This is a genomic window from Bosea sp. F3-2, from assembly GCF_008253865.1.
GTDB lineage: Bacteria > Pseudomonadota > Alphaproteobacteria > Rhizobiales > Beijerinckiaceae > Allobosea.
In genome coordinates this window covers 1,805,560-1,827,768 of the sequence record NZ_CP042331.1, presented here as the reverse complement: position 1 = coordinate 1,827,768, position 22,209 = coordinate 1,805,560, and the positions used below count along the sequence as shown (strand labels likewise).

Below are 22,209 nucleotides of genomic sequence, written 5' to 3'. Positions count from 1 at the left end.
ACGGGCTCCATGGCCGAATATTTTCAGCGCGTTGGGCCGGACTGGCACTCGCAATGGGCATGGGACAATTACGAGCCGACGATCCTCGCCCTGGCGCGCCAGTTCGGCCTGCGCCGCATCTGCGAGATCGGCGGTGGGCGGGATCCGCTGTTCACGAAGGAACAGGCGGCGGCCGCCGGCATCGAGTTCATCGTCAACGATATCGACGCCGGCGAGCTTGCCTTGACGTCGCCGGGCCTGAAGACGGCCTGCTTCGATATCGCTGGCGATCTTTCGGAGCCGGATGTCGCGCGCGGAAGCTACGACATGATGGTCTCGCGCATGGTCTTCGAGCATATCGACGGCGTCGAGCAGGCCTGGCGCAACATCAACGCGCTGCTGGCGCCCGGCGGTGTCGCGCTGACCTTCTTCCCGACGCTGTGGGCGCCGGTCTTCGCGCTGAACCATATCCTGCCCGAGACGGCCTCTCGCGCCATCGTCCACGCGCTCTTTCCGGCGCGGCGCGAGGGCGGCGGCGACCCGAAATTCCCGGCGCTCTATGACTGGTGCCGCGGCAATCCCGCGCTGCTGACCCCGATGCTGAACCGGGCCGGCTTCACCGACGTCCATATTCAGCGCTTCTGGGGGCACGGCTATTTCGATCGGATGCCGGGCCTGAAGCAGCTCGACCACGCTTTCAACGCGCTTGCGGCCCGCACCGGCTGGAATCTCGTCACGACCTATGCCTATGCCGTGGTCCGCAAGGACAGAGGTTAGAGCCTGCTGCGTTTTCCTGGAAGCGCGGGTCATCCCGGACGAAGCGAAGCGGAGATCCGGGATCCATGCCTGAACCTTCCTCGGAAGCGCTCTGGCATGGATCCCGGGTCAAGCCCGGGATGACGGCGTGTTTCCGCGTAAAATCAGCAGGTTCTAGCGTAGCCGCTGGCAGCTTTTTCCTGGTGCCGCGAACAGCCTGAAACGCGGTTGTCCACCTTTGCCGGGGCAGCGCCGCTTGCCAATTGACCTAACGCTAGGTCACCATCAGCCATTGTCGCGTTGATGGGAGTCGGTCATGCGTGCTCTGTCGCGTACGTTGGATGTTCCACTTTCGAGTCACCGCGCCGTGCTGCTGCGCGCCCTCGTCGTCGTTGCCGTGGCCTTGGCGATCATCGTTCCGCTCGCGGGCTGACAGTATGTGCCGGAGCGGCGGCGGGAGAACCCGCCGCCTTCCTCAGACACGCGCCAGCCAGTCGCGCAGCAGGCCGAGATCGGCCTGGCCGAGGCCATGCCCGGCCGGCAGGACGCGATGTTCCACCTGCGCGCCGCTGTCCTCGAGCTGGCAAGCCAGGCCCTCGGCATTGGCCGCGGGCACGATCGGGTCGAGCGCCCCCGACAGCACCAGGACCGGCTTGCCGTTGAGGGCGCTGCGCGGCGCGTCCGTGAACGGCATCATCGCTCGCAGCAGCGCCGCGCCGGCCAGAGCCTCCGGGCGCTGCAGCAGCATCGCTGCGGCGATATTGGCGCCGTTCGAGAAGCCGAGCGCGATCGGGGCAGGGAGGCCATAGCGCTCCCGCGCCTTAAGCACGAAATCGGCCAGCTCATCGGTGCGGCGGCGCAGATCGGCCTCGTCGAAGACGCCTTCGGCCAGCCGACGGAAGAAGCGCGGCGCGGTGCCTTCCAGCACCTTGCCGCGCGGCGAGAGCAGGCTCGCCCCCGGCGCAACCGTGCGGCCGAGCGAGAGGAGATCGCGCTCGTCGCCGCCGGTGCCGTGCAAGAGCAGCAGCGGCTTGCGGGCCGGATCGCTGCCCTGCTCGAAGACATGGACGAAATCCGTATCGGTCTTCGTGTCGCTCATGGTCATCTCTCCCTTCATGAAGCGGAGCCGCCCGGCCCCCGAAAACGGCGGGTAGGGCGGTCGGGCTGCGGGCCGGTCGTCCGGCCCGCGTGATCTCCTGCCGCCCGCCGGTTGCGGCCGGGCGGCAGGGGGTGGTCAGGCAAGCTCCGGCAGAACGGCCTCGATCTGCTTGCGATGAGCCTCGAGACCCGCCGGCAGCTTCAGTGCCCGGCCGAGCTCGGCGGCCGGCTCGTCGACAGCGAAGCCGGGGACATCCGTCGCGATCTCGAACAGGACATGGCCGGGCTCACGGAAGTAGACGGAGCGGAAATAGTTCCGGTCGCGCTGCTCCGTGGTCTGGATGCGATGGTTCTCGGCGAGACGGCGCACCATCTCCTCCTGCGCGGCGTCGTCACCGGCGCGGAAGGCGATGTGATGGACCGAGCCCGCGCCCTGGCGGGCCGGCAGGAAGCCACCGGCGACGCGCAGGTCGATCACGCCACCAATCGCGGTGCCCTTGGCCTCGTAGCGGATCAGCGTGCCCTCGCGGGCCGCCTCGGTGAAGCCGAAGACATCGCTCAGGATCGCGCCTGTCGGGGCCGCATCGGCCAGCAGCAGGCTGACGCTGTGGAAGCCACGGATGGCGTTTTCCGGCGCGATGCCGCCCTCGGACCAGGCCGGCTCCTTCTCGACGCCCGGCAGGCCGACGAGGGCGAGCCTCATCCCGTCCGGATCGCGGAAGCTCAGGACAGTCTCGCCGAAGCGCTTGGCCGGAGCCTCATGCGGCACGCCGAGCTCGACGAAGCGGTGGGTCCAGAAGCCGATCGAGCCTTCGGGAACCCGGAAGACCGTCTCCTGGGTCTCACCGACGCCGAGCCGGCCGGGAGCGGCATGCTCCCACGGGAAGAAGGTCAGGATCGAGCCCGGCGCTGCATCGGCGTCGCCGAAATAGAGGTGATAGGTGCCGGGATCGTCGAAGTTCACCGTCTTCTTGACGAGGCGCAGGCCGAGCACGCGGTTGTAGAAATCGAGATTGCGGCGCGCCGGGCCGGAAATGGCGGTGACGTGGTGAAGGCCGTTGATCTGCATGGTCTGGTTCCTCCGTAAACTGTGGGCCGCTGCCCTGTTGGCCGAAACATTGGCCCGGAAGCGGCAAAGCGCCAGAGGGATTTCATTGCATCCGCGCAATGTATGATGCGCTGATTTACAATTTGATTTGCGTCGTCGCTTGCCCAAAATCTTGCCTCGAGACCAACCGGTCCCGTTTTCAGGAGGCACCACCATGATCGACTCTCGTCTTGCTCCTTATGGCGCTCTTGGCCTGCGCGTTGCGCTCGGCCTGATGTTCATCGCCCACGCCTATCTCAAGCTCGTGATCTTCACTCCCGCCGGCTTCACCGGCTTCCTCGGCCAGGTCGGCCTGCCGGGCTTCCTCGCCTGGCCGATCATGCTTGCGGAGCTGTTGGGCGGCATCGCCATCCTCGTCGGCTTCTACGGCCGCTATGTCTCGCTGGCGCTGATCCCTGTCCTGCTGGGTGCGCTCGCAGTTCATGCCCCGAATGGCTGGGTCTTCAACGCTCCGAATGGTGGTTGGGAATACCCCGCTTTCCTGGCGCTCGTCGCCTTCGCCCATGCCCTGATCGGCGACGGCGCGCTGGCGCTGAAGTCCGGCCGCAGCGATTGGCAGGCGAAGCCCGCTATTGCCTGAGCAAGCGGCACTTGCTGGGACCGAAACCTTGGCCAAGAGTGCGCGGATGAATCAATCCGCGACACCCTTGGCCTGGGATGATTTTCGCCTGATCAAGGCTATCGCCGAGAAACGAGCGCTGCCGGCAGCTGCCGCAGCGCTCGGCGTCAATCACTCGACCGTCTTCCGCCGCCTCGGCCAGATCGAGGAGGCGCTTGGCGTCAGGCTGTTCGAGCGCCACCGCAGCGGCTATGTCGCGACGCCGACCGGCGAGGAGATGGTCCAGCTCGCGGGGCGCGTCGACGACGACATCACCGCCTTTGCCCGCAAGCTCGCCGGACAGGAGATCAAGCCTGCCGGCGAGTTGCGCGTTGCCACCAACGATTCCCTGTTGGTCGACCTGCTGACGCCGCTCTTCGCGCAGTTTCTCCGGCAATGCCCGGATATCCGGCTCGACATGCTGATCGGCAATCAGGCGGCGAACCTGTCCAAGCGCGACGCCGATGTCGCGATCCGTGCCACCGACAACCCGCCGGAAACGCTGATCGGCCGCAAGCCTGCCCGCATCGCCTGGGCGCTTTATGGTCGTGCCGCCGATTTTTCCGATGCCGAATTGCCGGGCGTGGAGAGCCTGTGGGAGCGCAGCTGGATCTCGCTTGGCGAGCAGTTCACCATGCTGAGCGCCGTCCGCTACCTCGCTCGCCACGTCGCGCCCGAACGCGTGGTTTACAAGCTCAACACCGTGCTGGGGCTTGCGGAAGCGGTCGAGGCGGGTATCGGGGTCGGCTTCCTGCCCTGTTTCATCGGCGACACGCGCCCGGGCCTGAAGCGGCTGGCGCCGCCTGATCCCGACCTCTCGGCCGATCTGTGGCTGCTCACCCATCCGGATCTGCGGCACACGCCCAGGGTTCGGCTGTTCCTCGATTTCCTTGCCGTTGAAGTTGGGAAGCTGCGGCCGCTGATTGAGGGCGGCCTCCCGATCGGGCGCAACCCGCCGCCGAAAGCTCCGGCGGAAGAGGGCGCCTGACCAACGGCTGGGGTGGCGCCGAACGGTAGAGAACGCCACCAGGGCGGCGGGCTCGCGAGGCGGAGGGCGATTGCGGTGCGGCTGATGCGCGGGCTACGATCCCGACATGGAGATCGTGATCCCTCTCATCATCGGCCTGAGCCTGATCTGGTTGATCGGCCGGGGCGTGCCATGGAATGCGAAGCTGATGACGATCTTGGTGACGCTCGCGATCGTCATCCTGATCGTCGCGCTGGACCGTGGCGGCTACTGGCCGGAGGCCTGGCGCCGCTGAGCCAGTTCCTCATGCTGAAACCAGCTTGAGCCCGACGATTCCGGCGACGATCAAGCCGATGCAGAGAAGGCGCAGGACGACCGCCGGTTCGCCGAGCAGGATGATGCCGAGGATCGCCGTTCCGATCGTGCCGATGCCGGTCCAGACCGCATAGGCAGTGCCGACTGGCAGAGATTTCAATGCCAGCCCGAGAAGTCCGAGGCTGACGACCATGCTGATCGCCGTGAACAGCGTCGGTAGCAGCCGGGTGAAACCTTGCGTGTATTTCAGGCCGATCGCCCATCCGACCTCGAACAGGCCCGCGACAAAGAGATAGAGCCAAGCCATTCCAGCGCTCCTAGAGCACGCGCCCGATAGGGGAGTTGTCCGAGTTCATCCTCGGGCCTTGAAGCTATGGCTCGTGGCGTTGTGATCAAGAACGGCTCCGCCTGCGCGGATGCAAACGCACTAAGCCGGATCGCAAGACCTGGTCAGGAAGCGTCGGCGGCCGGTTCCAGGGCGCGCTCAAGGATCCGCCGGCATTCGCCGAGCTCGTTCATCACCGCGGTGAGCACGGTGATGTCGTCGAGCCCCTCAGGGACGGTCTGAGTGCGCGGCGATGTCCAGCCCGGTGCCTCGTCGGCCGGCATGGCGGAGGGGCCTTCGGCGGCGGCCGAGACCGGAGCGCCGCTGGCGGCGCCGATCGGCGCACCGCGGCCGATCGCCTGAACATGACGCGGCCCCTGTTCCTTCAGAATGCGCTGGAGGCCCTTGATCGTGTAGCCTTCGCCGTAGAGCAGGCGCCGGATGCCCTTGAGCAGGGCGACATCGTCAGGCCGGTAGTAGCGGCGCCCGCCGCCGCGCTTCAGCGGCTTGATCTGGCTGAAGCGGGTTTCCCAGAAACGGAGCACATGTTGGGGGATGTCGAGGTCTTCGGCGACCTCGCTGATGGTTCGGAAGGCATCTGGGCTCTTGGTGTCCAATTCGGCCTCGGTTTCGCCGGCGTGGAACTCCAGATTCACTCAGTCTCACCCTCACCACTCTGCCCGTTGATGCGGGCCTTCATCACGTTCGAGGGCTTGAACACCATCACCCGACGCGGCTCGATCGGTACTTCAACGCCCGTTTTCGGATTACGCCCGATTCGCTCGCCTTTGTCTCGCACGACGAAGGAGCCGAACGAGGACAGCTTCACATTTTCGCCGCGTGCGACTGCATCGCAGATCTCGTCGAGCACGGCTTCGACGAGCTTCGACGACTCCGTCCGCGACAGGCCGATCTTTTGGTAGACAGCCTCGCACAGATCCGCGCGAGTGACCGTTTGCCCCGCCATTCATATCCTCCAAGGCGTATCGCAGGCATCGGCGGGTGAGCGCCGGCCTTTCGCCATTACGGAGGGCGGACGCTAGGCGTCCGCGCCGCGCGGGTCAATCCTCAAGCGGCCTCGCTGAGCCGGCTTTGGCCTGAATCAACCCGATCTGGCGATGAAACGTGATAGTTTTCGCGATTACGTTGCCGCGACGTCACCAGCGGATCAAGGCCGAGCCCCAGGTGAAGCCGCCGCCCATCGCTTCGATCAGGACGAGCTGGCCTGGCTTGATGCGGCCATCGGCATGCGCCTCTGCCAGCGCCAGGGGGATCGAGGCCGCGGAGGTATTGCCGTGGTGGTCGACGGTGACCACGACATGGTCGTGGCTGATGCCCAGCTTGTCGGCGGTCGCGTCGATGATGCGCCGGTTGGCCTGATGCGGCACGAACCAGTCGATGTCGGCGCCGGAAAGGCCCGTCTGCTCGAAGGTGTGCCGCACCGTCTCGGCGAGATTAGTGACGGCGTGGCGGAAGACCTCCTTGCCCTCCATGCGCAGGAAGCCGACCGTCTTGGTCGAGCCCGCGCCGCCATCGACATAGAGCTTGTCCTTGTAGCGCCCGTCCGAGCGGATATGCGTCGTCAGGATGCCGCGGTCGGCGAGCGTTCCTTCGCCCGGCATTGCCTTGACCACGACGGCGCCGGCGCCGTCGCCGAACAGCACGCAGGTCGCGCGGTCCTCCCAGTCAAGGATGCGCGAGAAGGTCTCGGCGCCGATCACGAGAGCGACCTTGGCGCCGCCCGTCGTCAGGAACTTGTCGGCGGTCGCCAGCGCGAAGACGAAACCCGAGCAGACGGCCTGCACGTCGAAGGCCGCGCCGCCATGGATGCCGAGGGCTGCCTGGATCTGCGTCGCGGTTGCCGGGAAGGTGTGGTCGGGCGTCGCCGTCGCGACAATGATCAGGTCGATCTCGGACGGATCGATGCCGGCATCGGAGATCGCTGCCTGCGCCGCCTTGAGGCCGACCACCGAGGTCGGCTCGTCATCGGCCGCGACATGGCGCTGGCGGATGCCGGTCCGCTGGACGATCCACTCGTCGCTGGTGTCGACCTTTTGGGCCAGCTCGGCATTGGTGACGATGCGGGCGGGCAGATAGGAGCCGCAACCGACGACTTGTGAGCGCAGAATGGACAAGGAAACCGTTCCCTATTCGGCGTCGACCGGCTGCGCGGCGGGCAGCTCGGGGCGCGTGCTTGCGGCGACCATCTCGCGGACCTTCGCCATCAGATCTTCTCGCGCCATCTCATAGCCGAGTTCGGCGGCGCTGGCGAAGCCGATGGCGTCAGTCCCGCCATGGCTCTTGATGACGATGCCTTCGAGCCCCAGAAAGACGCCGCCGTTGGATTTGCGCGGATCGAGCTTTTCCCGCAGGGCGGCAAAGGCGCCGCGCGCAAAGATATACCCGATCTTGGCCATGAGCGAGCGGTTCATCGCCGCACGCAGATATGAGGCGATCTGGCGGGCGGTGCCCTCGGCGGTCTTCAGCGCGATATTGCCGGTGAAGCCTTCCGTGACCACGACGTCGACCGTGCCCTTGCCGAGATCGTCACCCTCGACGAAGCCGTGATAGGAGAGGTGCGGCAGGTTGCTCTCGCGCAGGATGCGGCCGGCCTCCTTGACCGCCTCGACACCCTTGATCTCCTCGACGCCGACATTGAGCAGGCCGACTGTGGGCCGGTCGAGATCGAAGACGACGCGGGCCATCGCCGCACCCATCACCGCGAGATCGACGAGATGGCGTGCATCGGCGCCGATGGTGGCACCCACGTCGAGCACGATGCTCTCCCCGCGCAGCGTCGGCCACAGCGCCGCGATCGCCGGCCGATCGACCTGCGCCATCGACTTCAGGCAGAACTTCGACATCGCCATCAGCGCGCCGGTATTGCCGGCCGAGACGGTGACATCAGCCTCGCCGGTCTTGGTCGCGTCGATCGCCCGCCACATCGAGGACTTGTAGCGGCCGTAGCGCAGAGCCTGGCTCGGCTTGTCGTCCATCTTCACCGAGACATCGGTGTGATGGAACGTCGTCACCGCCTTGAGCTTCGGATTCTGGTCGAGCAGCGGTAGCACCTGCTTCTCGTCGCCGAAAATCACGAAGCGGGCGTCCGGGCGGCGCTCCAGCATCAGGGCTGCGCCTGGAATGACGACGGAGGGACCGTGGTCCCCGCCCATCGCATCGAGCGCGATTGTAACCGGTCTTGTCATGGAGTTCTGGCGTGTCCCGGAAATGGCCGACCTTCGATCCGGGGCGGCTCACAGCCGGCCGGACAATAGCGACTTGGACGGATGCCGCAAGACGCGCAAGGGCCGGTGAACGTTTCAGTCACTGCGTTTCAGTTTCGCAAGGGCAGCAAAAGGCGATTCCGCACCGGCGTCACCGGCCGGCGCTTCGAAGTTCACGCCCGGCTTGCGCGGGTAGGGGTCGAGTGCCAGCGCCAGGAATTCCAGCGTGATGCCGCCGAGATCCATGACGCCGTCGACGATCGGCTCGGGCGGGTCGTCCTCGTTGAGCAGGACTTCGATGTCGATCTCGGCATCGTCCCGTTCCGCGCGGCGCGAGGCGGCCTCGGCTTCTGTCTCGGGCGCAAAATCGAGCTTCACCGGCACATTGAGCTGGACTGGAAAGGGATCGAGCGTGACGACGCAGGTCTGATGCAGCCGCGCCGCGATTCGGCCTTCGAGCTTCACCCGGTCGCCATTGCGCGAGAGCAGGTAGCGTGCCTCGAGGGATTCGAGCGAGGCAAGGCCGAGCAGCCGTGCGATCGCGGCGAACTGCTGCGATTCGGCACGGACCGTGACCTCGGTGCCGCGCTGGCGGATGACCTCGACACGGATCGGATGAGTCAGCGGAGCTGCCGGGGCGCGCTCAGATGTCATGGGAAGCCTCCTCGTGGGAAAAGGCTGGAAACAGGCTCTCGCGCTCGAGAATCGTGGCGAGATCGCAGCTTGCGAGGGCTGCCTGCGCCTCGCGGACATAGGCGGCGAGGTAAGGGGCGCCCTCCGGCGAGCAGGCATTGCGCTGCAACACTTCGGCGAGGGCATCGCCCCCAGGCGCGGCCAGGGCCGCCTCATAAGCCTGGACGCGGCCATAGAACATCCGGCCGATCTTCTTCATGCGCTTGGGCACGGCGATGTCGCTGACGCCGCCATTGCGGAAACCCAGTTCGAGATAGGCAAAGCAGGCATCGACCAATTCCTGCGCCAGCTCGGAGGCCGGGGGCGGCAGCTCGCGCAGGCGCCGCAGCACCAGCAGGACAAGCAGGGCAAGCGATTCGAAACGGCCCTCGAAGCTGTCGGGAATGCCGCCTGCCAGATAGAGGCCGGGCTGGCGCGACGCTTCGGCGACGCGCCCGAACAGCGCATCCACAGGGGCACGCCGCTGGGCGCGCTTGCCAAACAACCCGAAAATCACCCGTTTGCCTCCGCCCGCCAATCATGCGGGCGTCCTTGCCTTGCCAAAGCCATCCTCGGGCGTTACGCCAACCCTCACCCTTTTGACAAGCGGCTTGGGGTTTTCCTGAGCCGTGCTGCCTTGGATCGTGCCCGCATGACCCACATTACCCGCCGCACGGCTCTGCTCGGAGCCCTCGCGACCTCTTCCCTTTTGCTTGCCGGCTGCGGGCCGGATGCAGGCGGCTTCGTGCTGCCCACTTCGACCGGCCTGAACGATACCTTTACCCGCGGCTTCGTGATGGATGACGGGCTGGTCGCGCAGGTCAAGCCGGGCATGGACGTCCAGTCGGTGCTGCAGATCCTCGGCACGCCCTCGACGACCTCGACCGTCGGCAACCGCACCTTCTACTACATCAGCCAGACGATGCGGCGTCGCTTCCAGTTCCAGGATCCGCAGGTCATCGACCAACGGGTGCTGGTGATCTATTTCAACAAGGGCTTCAAGGTGGAGCGCATCGCTCACTACGGCCTGCAGGACGGCGTGATCTTCGACTTCATCAGCCGCACGACCGCGACTGGTGGCGAGGAGCAGAGCTTCCTGCGCAACCTCTTCCGCGGCGTGACCAAGTTCAACCCGCTCGGCAGCTGAGTTCGGCCCTCGCTTCGAAACACGAAAAACCCCGTGGCCTCGGCTGCGGGGTTTTTCATTTGGCCGGAACGCTTGATTCTGAGGAGGACCGATTCCGGTCTGGCGTGGAGCGCCATTCGCTGTGAAGCGAATAGTTCCGCCTGCATCAACGCCGCTCCGGTCGCTGCCCAGAATGGCTGGCGGCTTGTAAGCTACTGAAAATCGGGGATTTTATGGTCGGAGCGAGAGGATTTGAACCTCCGACCCCTTGTCCCCCAGACAAGTGCGCTAACCGGGCTGCGCTACGCTCCGACGGCTCGGCTTATAGTGGCGGGCCGCGGCAGATGCAATGCGCTTCGCTGCGATCTGGCTCGCACTTTTTGCGGGAAGGCGCTCAGCCTCGTTTTGCAGCCGAATAAATATGGATGGCCTCCCCCAAATGGGGGGTGCGGACCGCGTCGTCCTGCTGCAACCATCACGGTGCGGCGCTGGAAATAATATCTATGAAACGTAGACATCAGATGTCGCTGATCGTACGGCGTGCCCAGATTCGCCGTGCAGCCGCCAGCAGGAAAGACGCATCTCGGCCTCAGGAGACCGAGCGCCCCAAGCTTCGGCTGGTCTTTTCCAACGACAATGTCCAGCATCTCAAGGCGACTTCCGGAGGCGATGGGCCGTCGCGGTCCTTCGAATAGGCCTGTCTCTGGTTCTCTTTCCAGCGAAGTAGTCGTTCAGCAATCAGTCATCCGCCGTCGCCTTTGATGCGGCCGCGGTTGACGCCCTGTCGCCGCGCGAGAGTGAATGCAGACGAGGTCGTGTTGAGGCAGGACTGGTTCCATTGCGAGGATTGCGGTTCGCCGGGAGTGTCGATTCCCCAGGCTCTGACCGACGCCAGCATCGTTTCATGTGCCAATTGCGGTCGCAGGGTCGGCTCCTGGGCAGAGTATCGCCGCCACATCGATCAGGCTCTGCGGGCGGAGCAGGCGCGTAAGATGAGTCGCGTTATCGTGGCGGATCCGATCGGATGCGGCGCAACCGGAGTTTAGAGCATTTCCGCGTTTCTCCGAAGCGCGGAAAAGCTCAATGTCTTCGTTTTATCGCATTTTCTTCACGCGAACCGGTGGCCACTTCGCTCGAAAATGCTCTAAGCGGCTGGCCTTGCAGCTTGGGCCCATGCCAGCGCCGGCAGGGCGATCGGGCGCTATCCCTGATCGTGACCGGTCTCGAAACGCGCGGCGTGTTCTGTGCGTGAGGCCGGCTTCGGCAAGACCGCCAGACCCCAGACCAGGCCGAGCAGCAGGTAAAGATGCCGCCAGTGATCGGTGTCGATCTGAAGGCCTTGCAGGATCGTCACGAACAAGACCGACCACAGCACGACCGCATGCTGCTGCCACGGCCGGCGCTGAAACACGAGGCGCCAGCCGACATAGCAGGTCGCGGCCATCAACCCCAGCCATGCCACGCCGCCGAGCCAGCCATAGGAAGCGAAGGCGTTGATGTAGACGTTGTGGGGATCTTCCGTGAAGTGCCAGCGGAAGCGCAGGGGGCCGAACCCGTTCGGCGCTTCGAGCAGAAGCGTAATCGAGCGAAGCTGGTTGCCGAAGCGCCCCGTCACGCCCTGATCGTAGCTCTGATCGAGACTCGCCCGAATCTCGAAGACGTCGCGGATGTTCTCGAAGGAGAGTGCGACGGCGAGCGCCGCCGCCGCCGCCATGAACGCGACGAGTGTCAGCAGGGCGATGCGGCCGCGCTGCGTGGCGTTGGGAGCGGTCAGAAAGGTCAGACCGACCATGAGCAGGGCCGAAGCCACCAGATTGCCCCAGGCGCCGCGGGAGAAGCTCAGGAAGAGCGCAAACAGCGGGACGCTGACGAGCAGGAGGCCGCGAAGGAGCCCGGCCTGGCCGGTCAGGACGCGATGCAGCACATAGAGGATGGGCAGGACGAGGAAGGGGCCCAGGACGTTTGCGTCCTTGAAGGTGCCGGAGGCGCGCCCGTAGAGCGTGAAGACACTGCCGAGGCCGGCGATGTCGAAATAGCCGAGTATGGCAGCGAGGCCCGCGCACCAGGCGGCGAAAAGGTAGCCCTGCCGCAGTGTCTCCAGCCGGCCTGTCGCATCGTCGGCCATGATCGCGGCGAAAAAGATGCCGGTGATCATCAGATAGACGGAAACGGCCGTGAAGCGGACGGAATCGACCTCGTCCATCCACGGAATCAGCGAGAAGATGCCGCCGATATTGTAGAGGAGCAGGAGCATGGCCAGCGGCACCAGCTTCTGCGAGAAACGGATGCCGGTGACGGCGAAGACGAAGAGCGTCAGCAGGAAGACGAATTCATAGGGCGAGGGCTCGATCAGTGCGAAGCCGCTCGATGCGCCGAGCAGCCAGAGCGCGCCGCGCTTGATCGCCGCATATGAAATCGCGAGCCGGGGGCCCGGCGCCTGATGCGACGGGTGCTCCGCGAAGGTGCTCAATACGCGTTCTCGTTTTTGGTCAGCAGCGAGAATGGCGTCTTGAACAGGATGTAGAGGTCGAGCAGCACCGACCAGTTCTCGATGTAGTAGAGATCGTGCTCGACACGCCGCTGGATCTTCTCATCCGTGTCCGTCTCGCCGCGCCAGCCATTGATCTGAGCCCAGCCGGTGATGCCGGGTTTCACCTTGTGGCGGGCGAAGTAGCCGTCCACGACCTGCTCATAGGCGCGGTTGGACGTCGAGGCATGGATGGCGTGCGGGCGCGGGCCGACCAGAGACAGGTTGCCGCTGAAGACCACGTTCAGCAGTTGCGGCAGCTCGTCGATCGAGGTCTTGCGGATGAAGCGTCCGACGCGAGTCACGCGCGGATCGTCCTTGGTCACCTGCTTGGCTGCCGCGTAGTCGCTCTTGTCATGGTAGAGCGAGCGGAATTTGAAGACCTCGACCGTCTCGTTGTTGAAGCCGTAGCGCTTCTGGCGGAAGAACACCGGCCCCTTGGAGTCGAGCTTGACGGCGACAGCTGTCGCCAGCATCACCGGCGAGAGCGCGATCAGCGCCAACGTGCCGACGATTTTGTCGAATATCCATTTGACGACGATGTCCCAGTCGGCGATCGGCCGGTCGAAGACGTCGAGCACGGGAACGGTGCCGAAATAGGAGTAGGAGCGCGGCCGCAGCCGGAGCTTGGAAAGATGCGCCGACAGGCGGATGTCGATCGGCAGTACCCAAAGCTTGCGCAGCATAGTCAGGAGCCGCGCCTCGGCCGAGATCGGCAACGTGAAGATCACCAGATCGAGCTTGGTTCGGCGTGCGAATTCGACAAGGTCGTCGATCGTGCCGAGCTTGGGATAGCCGGCAACGAGATCGGGCGAGCGTTCGTCATTGCGGTCGTCGAAGACGCCGCAGATGCGCAGGCCCGTGTCCTTCTGGCTTTCCAGGGCGCGGATCAGCGCCTCGCCGGCCTCGCCGCCGCCGACGATCGCCGTGCGCCGCTCCAGCCGGCCGTTGCGGGTCAGATGACGCACGCCGAGCATCACGACGATCCGGCCGCCCAGGAGCGCCCCGGCGCCCGCGAAGTAGAACCCGATCAGCCAACCGCGGGAGACTTGGTCGCTGATCTTGAGGACGAAGAAGACCGCCATCGTGACGAGGAACAATATCGTCCAGCCGGTCAGGAGGCGGACGGCGCTGGCGATCAAGTTGCGCAGCGCGCCGATCGGATAGAGCTGCAACGCCTGGAAGGTGCCAAGAGCTGCAACGGCCAGCGTCGGGATCGCGATTTGATAGGGCAGGACGTATTCGTCCTTGCCCGCGACGTAGAGCCAGTAAATCACGGCACCCGTTCCGATCACGGCGAGCGCATCGATCAGCCGAGCAACTCCTTCGATCATCACGGGCGACAGCGTCGGCTTGACGGGGATGGCGGCGATGCGCTCGGCGAGGGGATGGAAGCGCCGCGTCTGGCCGGCTTCCGCCCCGCCGAACATCGTCGGCGTTGCCGAGGCGGCCGCGTCCGCCTTCATCATATCGCGGACATCGAAAGTCCCCATGGCGTCCAATCCTCAACCCGGATCGCAGCGGCGGGCGCGGCGATCCCGGTCGCGGTCTATCCGAAATTGCTCACGGAACGCTTAACCCGACCGTTCCTTGTTTCGCAGGATCAGTAAGAGATCGGATGAAAACGGAGGCGTCCCGGACCTCAAAATGCCGGAGCGACGGGTCTTAAAAAAGCATAGCGCGAAATGCTGATTTTGTCTTGGACGGCCAATGGCTTGCTCGGGGGTAAAGCCATGTATAAATCGGGTTGATTTCCGTAAGTTGTTGTTATTGCAAGTTATCGAGAGTTGACATTGGCTGTTGGCAACGGCATATTCCTCGTCGATGAGTGTCTGAGAAGCATATATCGCCCGCTTGGGGCATGGCGTGGGGAGCATTGTTTTTCCCGTAGCGCCGATTGTCGGGGTCAAGCCTCAGCAATCGCTTCTTTTCGGAACTGTCGACTTAAAACTCTAACGATTGCTAGGCTGTCCCTGCGTCGCATCTGCGATGGTCGGCGCCGGCTTCGCCCGTGTGCAACATGTCTTTTCACTGGTTGGTTCTGCTCGCGGCCATTGCCGTCGAGATCGTCGCGACGGCCGCGCTGAAGTCGGTCGTCTCCGCGCCGTGGCTCATCGGCACTTTGCCGCTGATCCTGATCGGCTTTTCTTTCATCCTGCTCAGCATCGCGCTGCGCGTCATTCCGATGGCTGTGGCCTACGCCGTCTGGGAGGGGGTAGGTATCGTCGGCATTGCCGTCATCGGGCATCTCCTCTTCGGGGAGCATCTGACCGTCGGCCGCGCGCTTGGCCTTGCCGCGATCCTGGCCGGCATCCTTCTCATCGAGAACGGCGTCGGCCATGGCCGCAAGCAGGATGATCGGCTCGCTGAAGGGAGGCTTGTGTGAATGACTCGTTCATTCAGGTCGCTCCCTTCCTCTGGCTGCTGTTGGCGGTCACCCTCGAGATCGGCGGCACCTACCTGCTGAAGCTGTCGGACGGGATGAGCCGACGCCTGATCGGTGCCGGTGGCATCGTCTTCGTCATGGGCGCCTTCGCGGCGCTGGCCCAGGCGATCAAGGGCATGGATCTGGCGGTCGCCTATGCCGTCTGGGGCGGCGTCGGCTTGGTGGTCACCGCAATCGTCGGTGCTCTGGTCTTCGGTCAGCGCATCCGGCCGGTCGGCTGGCTCGGTATCGTACTGGTCGTAGCCGGCGTCGTCGCGCTGAAGTTGATCTGAGGGCGCTTCAGGCCATGCCGCGCGCGGTCATCGCGTCGCGATAGGCGGAGATGACGCCGTCGACCATCGCGTCGAGGCAGAAATTCTGCCGGACATGTGCGGCAAGGTCGACCGCTTGGGCCAGTCGCGCCGATTCCGGTGTTTCGAGCATGGTGCGGATCGCGCCGGCGAGGATCTGCGGATCATCGGCCCTGATCAGCCGGTCGCGGTGCCGCGCTCCATAGATTTCGGCAATCCCGCCGACATCGGTCGAGATCAGCGGCTGCGCCGCAGCCGCTGCCTCGAGGATGACATAGGGGAGGGACTCGGCGCGCGATGGGATCACCATCACATGCGCCTGCGCCAGTGCCTTGCGAATGGGGCTCGGCGGTTCGAACACGCATTGATCGGCGATGCCGCGCTCATGCGTCATCTGCCGCAGTTCGGCCTCGTCCGGCCCCGAACCCACGATCAGGAGGCGCGGCTTCAGCCCGTCGCGTCGGCGCAGCAGTTCCAGCGCGTCGATCAGCGTGTCGACCCCTTTCGCCGAGCGCAGCTCGCCGAGATAAAGCAGGTCGAATTGCGTCTGCGCATGGTCGATCGGCTCGAACTCGGCATCGGAGACGCCATTCAGGACGACGCGGTGGTCTGTCCGCGGTGCGTGCCCGATATGCGCTTCGAAGCGCCCGGCGATGAAGCGGCTTTCGAACAGGAACATGTCCGTTGCGCCTTCGAGCAGGCGCTCGACCGTCATATAGACTCTGTGTTCGCGGCTGCCGGGCTTGTAGTTGAAGCTGCCGCCATGCGGCGTATAGGCGGTGGCATAGCGCCGTCCGGGCGAGAGCAGCGCCGGAAACCGGCCGTAGACCCCGCCTTTCGAGCCATGGCAGTGCACGACATCGGGGGCCAGCCTGCGCCGCAGTGTGGCGGCTGAGAGCTGCGCCTTGGCGTCGGTGACGCTCGGATAGCGCGACATCGGCACGCGCGTCACGCCCAATGCCAACTGGCCCGACAGCTCCCGGAAGACTTCGTCGGCTCTCTGGCCGCCAGTGTTCGAGTCGCAGAAGATGCCGACGTCGTGCCCGCGCGCGACCTGGCCACGGGCTACATCGAGGACGTGCCGGAACAGCCCGCCGAGGGGAGCACGGAAGACGTGCAGAATTCGTAAGGGGCGCGTGTCGGCGGCGTCCGTCATGGCAGGATTCCGCGAGGCTTCAGAACCAGCGTTCCTTGATGACGATCGTGTCTCCGGGCTGGACCGGATAGGTGATCGGCACGGTCGCGGTGACGGTCTGGCCGTCGACCTGCCGGGTGACTTCTGCCGAGGAGCGTTGTCCGCGCGGGGTGAAGCCGCCTGCGATCGCAACCGCGGTCTGCACGGTCATGCCGTTCACGAAGGGGAACTGGCCGGAGGTGGTGACTTCGCCCAGCACGAAGAAGGGGCGATAGGCGTCGACCTCGACCGAAACCTTCGGTTCGCGCAGATAGCCGCCGCGCAGCTTGGCTTCGATCGCCTGCGCGAGTTGCTGCGTCGTGCGGCCCTGCGCTTCGACGGTGTTGATCAGCGGCATGGAAATCCGGCCGGAGCCGTCGACGGCATAGATGTTAGACAGATTATCCTGCCCGAAGACGATGATGCGCAGCCTGTCGCCGCTGGCGAGCCTGTAGGGACCCGCCGGCTCGGCAAGCGTATAGTCCGACGCCACATATTGGGGCGCGCATGCGCCCGCCAGCATGGCGGCGGCCAAAGCGAGAGAGGCGAGGCGTCGACTCATCACAAGGCTATCCGTGCAGAATACGCCCGAGCTTTAGGCGCGATATGGTTAACAAAGGCTTCCCGGCGGCCTGCGGTAACCCGCAGGGCGCCGTCTTAACTCGGCAATAACCTTACTGAGGCTTCAATGACGCCCGCGTCCCTGTCGGGGATGCGGGAGTTTTGCGTCCAGAGGTGTGTCATGACCGCTCAGGCAGGGATTGAGGCGCGCAGCGCCGGCGAAGGCCGGGGCGACATGCTCGACCTCTCCGCTTTGTGGGCCGCGATCAAGCGCCGCAAGCTCTGGATCATCGGGCCGACGCTCGCGGCGCTCGGCCTGTCGTTCCTCACGGTCAACATGGTGACGCCGCGCTATACGGGCGAGGCGCGGCTGCTGCTCGAAAGCCGCGGCACCTTCTACGCGTTGCCGGGACAGTCGCTGTCGGACTCCTCCGGTCAGTTCGATTCCGAGGCCGTGCAGAGCCAGGTCCAGGTCATCATGTCCCGCGATCTGGCGCGCGAGGCGATCAAGCGCATCGGGCTTGTCGGCAACCCCGAGTTCGATTCCGGCGTCGGCGCGCTGAGCGGCGTGCGCAAGCTGGCGGTCATGATCGGGCTGGGCGCGCACCCCGCCGATCGCTCGCCGGAGGATCGCGTCCTCGATCAGTATTTCGGCCGGTTGCTGGTCTTTCCCGTCGGCCGTTCGCGCATCGTGGCGATCGAATTCACCTCGGTCGATCCGGCGCTTGCAGCGAAGGCGGCGAACACCATCGCCGAGACCTATCTCGAGTTCCAGGAGGCGGCGAAGCAGGAGAACGCTCGCAGCGCCTCGAACTGGCTCTCGACCACGATCGAGCCGCTGCGCAAGCGTGTGGCCGAGGCCGAGGCGAAGGTGGAGGATTTCCGCTCCAAGAACGGCCTCCTGGTCGGCTCCAACAACACAACCATTACCTCGCAGCAGCTCACCGACCTGTCGAGCCAGCTCTCGGCTGCTCGCAGCCAGCAGACCGAGGCGCAAGCCAAGGCCGGCCTGATCCGCGATGCGATCAAGCAGGGGCGGACCTTCGAGATCCCCGATGTCGCCAACAATGACCTCGTCCGCCGCCTGATCGAGCAGCGCGTCAATCTGCGCACGCAGATTGCGGCGGAGTCGCGCAGCCTCCTGCCGGAACACCCGCGGATCAAGGAGCTCAACGCCCAGCTTCTCGACCTCGAAGGTCAGCTGCGCGCCGCTGCCGAGCGGACCGTGCGGACCCTGGAGAACGAAGCCAAGATCGCCGGCCAGCGCGTCGAGAGCTTCCAGGCGGCGCTCGACGGCCAGAAGAAGAATGTCTCGTCCGCCAATGACAGCGAGGTGCAGCTGCGGGCGCTCGAGCGCGAGGCGCGCACCCTGCGCGACCAGCTTGAGCAATATATGCAGCGCTATCGCGAGGCCGTGGCGCGGGACACGTTGAATGCCACGCCGGCCGATGCCCGCATCATCTCGCGCGCCGTGCAGCCGACCGAGCCGTCCTTCCCGAAGAAGGTTCCCGTCATGCTGGTCGCCACGCTCGCGACCTTCCTGGTCGCGCTGGCAACGATCGTCACGCGTGAGCTGCTCGACGGCCAGGGACGGCCGCTGCCGGAGGCTCCGCGCCGGCCGCGCTGGGTCGCTGCCGGCTCGAACAAGGACGAGACGGAGCAGGCTGGACCTGCGCCGCAGGAGCCCCGCCACGAGCGCGTCGCCGGCCTGCTGACCCATGCCGGCCGCCTGGGCCAGCTGCGGCTCGACCTCGACCGGCCGGAGCGGACGCTCGCGGAGATCGCCGAGCGGACGCAGGAGCCACAGCGCGGCATGGCCCCGATGATGCTGGTGCTCGATGGCGGAGGAGAGGGGGCTGCGAACGCGCGTGACCTCGCCAAGCTGCTGGCGCAGCGCTGCCGCTGCATTCTCGTCGATCTGACAGTGGATGATGAGCACGGCGAGCCCGGCTTCTCCGAACTCCTCGCAGGCGAGGCCCTGTTCTCCGACATCATCATGCGTGCGCCGGGCTCGCGTCTGCACAGCATCGGTCCCGGCCGTGCCGGCCGCGCTGCCGTGCTGGCCGCGCCCGATCTCGTCGACGTGGCGCTCGATGCGCTCTGCGAGACCTATGACTGGGTGCTGGTCGCCGCGGCCTCCAGCGACGATGGCGCCATGCTGAGCCCCGTCGCCCGCCGCGCCCAGGGCGGCCTGGTGATGAGCGGCCAGTTCGGCAACGGCCACGCCCTCGAAGCCGCCTATCGCCTGAGCGAGCTCACCGAAGCGCCGGTCACGCTCATCCTCGACGCCGAAGGTGGCGTTCCCACGGCCTCCTCGCCGCGCACCGAGGTGCCGGCCGGGGCGTGATCGCCGCGGCAGGCTCTATTCTTCGTCGCGCTCCTTGCGGTGCAGCCAGCCTGAGGCTCGCTGCGCCAGCTTGAGCGCAAGGGGCGAGGCCTTGATCCGCCGCTTCAGTTCGCGCTTCGCCCGGGCCATCGCGGCGAAGAGCCGGCCTTTGAAGGTCAGCGGCAGGAAGGTGTCGACCAGATCGTCATGGTCGTCGCAGAAGGTGGTCTTGTAGCGCGCTTCGCCGACGCCGAGATCGAAGACGGTCGAGCCATCATTGCATTTCTGCCGGATCAGCTCCGCGAGCAGCAGCTCGCCCGGGCTGGTTCGGACGGTCTCGCTGTCCATGTCGAACGAGGTCGCCATCCCTGAGAACCGCTCGCCCAGCGTGGCGCCGACATAGGTGGCGACGCTTTTCCCGGCCAGATCGAGCGAATACAGCTCGATGGCGGATGCAGCGTTGCTGTCGTAGCTCGCCCCGCGTGAAAGGAAGCTGCGGACCGCCGGTTCTGCGAAGGGATCAGGCACGCCCATCGCGCGGAAGCGCGCGGCTTTCTGTTCGAGGAAGGCCGACAGGACGCGCTCGATCTCATCGGGCGTTCTCGCCCGGTTCATCACTGAGGGGCCGAAATCCCTGAAGCGGCTATGCTTGTTCTTGAGCTTCTTGCGCGCATGGCTGCTCATCGAACGTTTCAGCGTGGCATCGCCGTCGCCGGCGATCAGCGCGAGCTTATAGGCCCGGCTCGGGCTCGGGCCGGCTGCAAGCAGGGCTGGCGGGTTGAGATATCCACGCCACTGCGTCGGCTGATTGACGAAGACGAGCGCATCGAGGCCGCCGACCGCCGCACCGATCTCGGCCAGCATCTGCTGCGCGAGTGCCGCATCGAGCTTGGCGGCGAAGGCGGGCGCATAGAGCCCCATATGGTAGTTTGCATGCTTGCCGCCGATGAATTCGGCGAAGCGGATGCCGCTGCGCCGGGTGATGACCAGCGGGAGGAGCGCACAAAGAGCGCCCTGCGCATCACGCAGCAACGCATAGCGAAACGTCATCCCGTGAGCAGCGCCCACCGTCTCAACGAAAGGGCGGATCCAGCCATAGGCCTGATAGGGCGTTACCAACGCCGTTGCTTCGAAAGGGCGCCAGACACCTTCGAGCGACCCGATATCACTTTCGATGGCGATCGATGCCCAGGCACGCTCGGTTGCGCGGCTGTCGATGGCCGCGGTTCGAGGATGCGATGTTTCAGCGGTAATGGCGGACATGGTTCCTCGGCCCCTCGGAGGATTGAGGCGCATCCTCCTTAACCCGCCATTGTGAACGGATCGGTGATGATCCCTGGGCCCGGCAGCGCTATTGCGCAACAGCGTTAGCGGGCAGTTGCACGGATTGGCGATGAACGGACGTCACAAGGCCATCGCGGCCGCATTCAAGCTGATGGCGGCGACGGGCGCCGATCGCTGGAGCCGCGGCTTCGCGCAGGGCGCGGGGATAATCCTGACCCTGCACCATGTCCGTCCGCAGGTGGCGCGCAGCTTCGCGCCCAACGCCCTGCTCGAGATCACGCCGGAGTTCCTCGATGAGGCTCTCAGCCTCATCCGGGGTGAGTACGACATCGTTTCGCTCGACGAGGCCGTCCTGCGGCTGCAGCAGCCAAAGCGCGGGCGCTTCTTCGTCGCGCTGACCTTCGACGACGGCTATCGCGACAATGTCGAACATGCCTGGCCGGTGCTGGCGAAGCATGGTGTGCCCTGGACGCTCTTCGTCACGTCGGGCTTTGCCGATCGTACGGCTCGGCTCTGGTGGCTGGAGTTGGAAGAGGCGATCCGTGCTCTGCCGCGGCTCGACCTCGCTTTGCCGGATGGCCCCTTCACAGCCCGCACCGAGACCGACGCCGAGAAGAACCGTGCCTTCGACAGGCTCTATTGGCGCCTGCGCAAAGGACCAGAGGCGATCCTGCTATCGGCGACCTCCGAACTGGCGGCCCGGGCCGGCGTCGATTCCGCTGCGCTCGTCGAGCGCGAATGCCTGCCATGGGAGACGCTGCGCGCGCTCTCCGGAGCTCCGGGCGTCACCATCGGCGCTCATACCCTGACGCATCCGATGCTGGCGAAGCACGATGCAGAAACCGCGCGCCGCGAGATTGCTGAAAGCAAAGCACGGCTGGAGGCGGAGCTGGCGCTGCCGATCCGGCACTTTGCCTATCCGGTCGGCGATCCCGGTTCGGCCGGTCCGCGCGAGTTCGCGCTGGCGCGGGAGGCGGGTTTCGTCAGCGCGGTGACCACGCGGCCAGGGCATCTCGTTCCCGCGCATATCGGTCATCTGCATGCCCTGCCGCGCGTCTCGCTGAATGGGCTGCACCAGAACGTCACGGCGCTGCGGGCGCTGCTGTCGGGGTTGCCGTTCTGGCTGCGGAACCGCGGGCGCAGCCTCGATGTCGGGTGAGGCGAAGCCTCAAGCCTCGTCCTTCCGCTCCATCCACTTGATCAGCGGCAGGAGCGGCAGCACCCAGGCGAGGCCGAGAGCGACGTAGGCAATCGTCTGCACGAGCTTCGGTGCCTCGGTGATCCGGCCCTGCGCCAGCGCCATCGCGACCAGCGCGTAGACGCAGACGAAGACGAGGATCAGCACCGTCCCGACCAGCTTGCGGTTGCGTTGTTTCATCAGACTCTCCGCCGCGCGGGTGCGGCTGCTGCGGCATTGCGGGCGTTGTCGCGCC

24 protein-coding genes and 1 tRNA gene are annotated in these 22,209 nt (G+C 65.6%); 9 read left to right on the top strand and 16 right to left on the bottom strand.

What is annotated here, in order from left to right; genetic code table 11:
* Positions 1–9 precede the first annotated feature (9 nt).
* On the top strand, positions 10–756 hold the full coding sequence (locus FQV39_RS08475) for a class I SAM-dependent methyltransferase (RefSeq protein WP_187640218.1): 747 nt from the start codon (positions 10–12) through the stop codon (positions 754–756).
* Positions 757–1,210: 454 nt separating this feature from the next.
* On the opposite strand, the gene FQV39_RS08470 is transcribed toward FQV39_RS08475, so the two are convergent.
* Positions 1,211–1,834 carry an alpha/beta hydrolase gene (locus FQV39_RS08470; RefSeq protein ID WP_149129887.1) on the bottom strand — a complete coding sequence of 208 codons (624 nt, stop codon included), beginning with the start codon at positions 1,832–1,834 and terminating at the stop codon, positions 1,211–1,213.
* Positions 1,835–1,969: 135 nt separating this feature from the next.
* Positions 1,970–2,902 (bottom strand): ring-cleaving dioxygenase, encoded by a 933-nt coding sequence (locus FQV39_RS08465; RefSeq protein WP_149129886.1) that lies wholly within the window; start codon positions 2,900–2,902, stop codon positions 1,970–1,972.
* Between the two features lie 193 nt (positions 2,903–3,095).
* On the opposite strand from FQV39_RS08465, the gene FQV39_RS08460 reads away from it, so the two are divergent.
* The 3 genes from FQV39_RS08460 (at position 3,096) to FQV39_RS33095 (ending at position 4,801) form a co-directional block, all read left to right on the top strand.
* Complete coding sequence (locus FQV39_RS08460) at positions 3,096–3,521, top strand: DoxX family protein (RefSeq protein WP_149129885.1); 426 nt, start codon at positions 3,096–3,098, stop codon at positions 3,519–3,521.
* Between the two features lie 46 nt (positions 3,522–3,567).
* Positions 3,568–4,527, top strand: coding sequence for a LysR family transcriptional regulator (locus FQV39_RS08455; RefSeq protein ID WP_149129884.1), 960 nt, complete (start codon positions 3,568–3,570; stop codon positions 4,525–4,527).
* 106 nt (positions 4,528–4,633) lie between these two features.
* Positions 4,634–4,801 (top strand): hypothetical protein, encoded by a 168-nt coding sequence (locus FQV39_RS33095; RefSeq protein ID WP_187640217.1) that lies wholly within the window; start codon positions 4,634–4,636, stop codon positions 4,799–4,801.
* Between the two features lie 9 nt (positions 4,802–4,810).
* Here the strand turns inward: FQV39_RS33095 and sugE are convergent, their stop codons facing one another.
* The 7 genes from sugE to FQV39_RS08420 all read right to left on the bottom strand — a co-directional run bounded on the left by sugE (position 4,811) and on the right by FQV39_RS08420 (position 9,559).
* Positions 4,811–5,128, bottom strand: a complete 318-nt coding sequence (gene sugE, locus FQV39_RS08450; protein WP_149129883.1) for a quaternary ammonium compound efflux SMR transporter SugE — start codon at positions 5,126–5,128, stop codon at positions 4,811–4,813.
* Positions 5,129–5,271: 143 nt separating this feature from the next.
* Positions 5,272–5,796 (bottom strand): MerR family transcriptional regulator, encoded by a 525-nt coding sequence (locus tag FQV39_RS08445; RefSeq protein ID WP_472840640.1) that lies wholly within the window; start codon positions 5,794–5,796, stop codon positions 5,272–5,274.
* 2 nt (positions 5,797–5,798) lie between these two features.
* Positions 5,799–6,113, bottom strand: coding sequence for an integration host factor subunit alpha (locus FQV39_RS08440; protein ID WP_055726295.1), 315 nt, complete (start codon positions 6,111–6,113; stop codon positions 5,799–5,801).
* A gap of 190 nt (positions 6,114–6,303) precedes the next feature.
* A complete protein-coding gene (locus tag FQV39_RS08435; RefSeq protein WP_149129882.1) occupies positions 6,304–7,281 on the bottom strand; it encodes a beta-ketoacyl-ACP synthase III in 978 nt (325 codons plus the stop codon).
* 12 nt (positions 7,282–7,293) lie between these two features.
* Complete coding sequence (gene plsX / locus FQV39_RS08430) at positions 7,294–8,352, bottom strand: phosphate acyltransferase PlsX (protein ID WP_149129881.1); 1,059 nt, start codon at positions 8,350–8,352, stop codon at positions 7,294–7,296.
* 114 nt (positions 8,353–8,466) lie between these two features.
* A complete protein-coding gene (locus tag FQV39_RS08425; RefSeq protein WP_187640216.1) occupies positions 8,467–9,024 on the bottom strand; it encodes a YceD family protein in 558 nt (185 codons plus the stop codon).
* Positions 9,014–9,559 (bottom strand): ubiquinol-cytochrome C chaperone family protein, encoded by a 546-nt coding sequence (locus FQV39_RS08420; protein ID WP_149129879.1) that lies wholly within the window; start codon positions 9,557–9,559, stop codon positions 9,014–9,016. Before FQV39_RS08420 ends, FQV39_RS08425 begins: the two co-directional genes overlap by 11 nt.
* A gap of 135 nt (positions 9,560–9,694) precedes the next feature.
* Here FQV39_RS08420 and FQV39_RS08415 point away from each other — a divergent pair, with 135 nt between their 5' ends.
* Positions 9,695–10,189, top strand: a complete 495-nt coding sequence (locus FQV39_RS08415) for an outer membrane protein assembly factor BamE (protein WP_248313294.1) — start codon at positions 9,695–9,697, stop codon at positions 10,187–10,189.
* Between the two features lie 213 nt (positions 10,190–10,402).
* On the opposite strand, the gene FQV39_RS08410 is transcribed toward FQV39_RS08415, so the two are convergent.
* The 3 genes from FQV39_RS08410 to FQV39_RS08400 all read right to left on the bottom strand — a co-directional run bounded on the left by FQV39_RS08410 (position 10,403) and on the right by FQV39_RS08400 (position 14,188).
* Positions 10,403–10,480: transfer RNA gene (locus FQV39_RS08410), tRNA-Pro, on the bottom strand.
* A gap of 889 nt (positions 10,481–11,369) precedes the next feature.
* Positions 11,370–12,638, bottom strand: coding sequence for an O-antigen ligase family protein (locus FQV39_RS08405; protein ID WP_149129878.1), 1,269 nt, complete (start codon positions 12,636–12,638; stop codon positions 11,370–11,372).
* Positions 12,635–14,188, bottom strand: coding sequence for an undecaprenyl-phosphate glucose phosphotransferase (locus FQV39_RS08400; RefSeq protein ID WP_149129877.1), 1,554 nt, complete (start codon positions 14,186–14,188; stop codon positions 12,635–12,637). The genes FQV39_RS08405 and FQV39_RS08400 overlap by 4 nt, the downstream gene beginning before the upstream one ends.
* A gap of 527 nt (positions 14,189–14,715) precedes the next feature.
* Between FQV39_RS08400 and FQV39_RS08395 the strand changes: the two genes are divergently transcribed.
* Both FQV39_RS08395 and mdtI read left to right on the top strand, forming a co-directional pair.
* Complete coding sequence (locus FQV39_RS08395) at positions 14,716–15,081, top strand: DMT family transporter (RefSeq protein WP_149129876.1); 366 nt, start codon at positions 14,716–14,718, stop codon at positions 15,079–15,081.
* Entirely contained in the window at positions 15,078–15,413 is a 336-nt protein-coding gene (mdtI, locus tag FQV39_RS08390; protein ID WP_248313293.1) for a multidrug/spermidine efflux SMR transporter subunit MdtI, read from the top strand. Before FQV39_RS08395 ends, mdtI begins: the two co-directional genes overlap by 4 nt.
* A 7-nt stretch (positions 15,414–15,420) precedes the next feature.
* Here the strand turns inward: mdtI and FQV39_RS08385 are convergent, their stop codons facing one another.
* Both FQV39_RS08385 and FQV39_RS08380 read right to left on the bottom strand, forming a co-directional pair.
* Entirely contained in the window at positions 15,421–16,587 is a 1,167-nt protein-coding gene (locus FQV39_RS08385; protein WP_149129875.1) for a glycosyltransferase, read from the bottom strand.
* A 19-nt stretch (positions 16,588–16,606) separates the two neighbouring features.
* Complete coding sequence (locus FQV39_RS08380; protein WP_149129874.1) at positions 16,607–17,167, bottom strand: polysaccharide biosynthesis/export family protein; 561 nt, start codon at positions 17,165–17,167, stop codon at positions 16,607–16,609.
* 180 nt (positions 17,168–17,347) lie between these two features.
* Between FQV39_RS08380 and FQV39_RS08375 the strand changes: the two genes are divergently transcribed.
* Positions 17,348–19,513, top strand: coding sequence for a GumC family protein (locus FQV39_RS08375; protein ID WP_187640215.1), 2,166 nt, complete (start codon positions 17,348–17,350; stop codon positions 19,511–19,513).
* A 15-nt stretch (positions 19,514–19,528) separates the two neighbouring features.
* Here FQV39_RS08375 and FQV39_RS08370 read toward each other — a convergent pair whose 3' ends face one another.
* Entirely contained in the window at positions 19,529–20,755 is a 1,227-nt protein-coding gene (locus tag FQV39_RS08370) for a GNAT family N-acetyltransferase (RefSeq protein ID WP_187640214.1), read from the bottom strand.
* Positions 20,756–20,885: 130 nt separating this feature from the next.
* Here FQV39_RS08370 and FQV39_RS08365 point away from each other — a divergent pair, with 130 nt between their 5' ends.
* Positions 20,886–21,935: a polysaccharide deacetylase family protein gene (locus FQV39_RS08365; RefSeq protein ID WP_149129871.1), complete on the top strand. Its 1,050-nt coding sequence runs from the start codon at positions 20,886–20,888 to the stop codon at positions 21,933–21,935.
* Positions 21,936–21,944: 9 nt separating this feature from the next.
* On the opposite strand, the gene FQV39_RS08360 is transcribed toward FQV39_RS08365, so the two are convergent.
* Positions 21,945–22,154 carry a DUF2842 domain-containing protein gene (locus FQV39_RS08360; protein ID WP_149129870.1) on the bottom strand — a complete coding sequence of 70 codons (210 nt, stop codon included), beginning with the start codon at positions 22,152–22,154 and terminating at the stop codon, positions 21,945–21,947.
* Positions 22,155–22,209 lie beyond the last annotated feature (55 nt).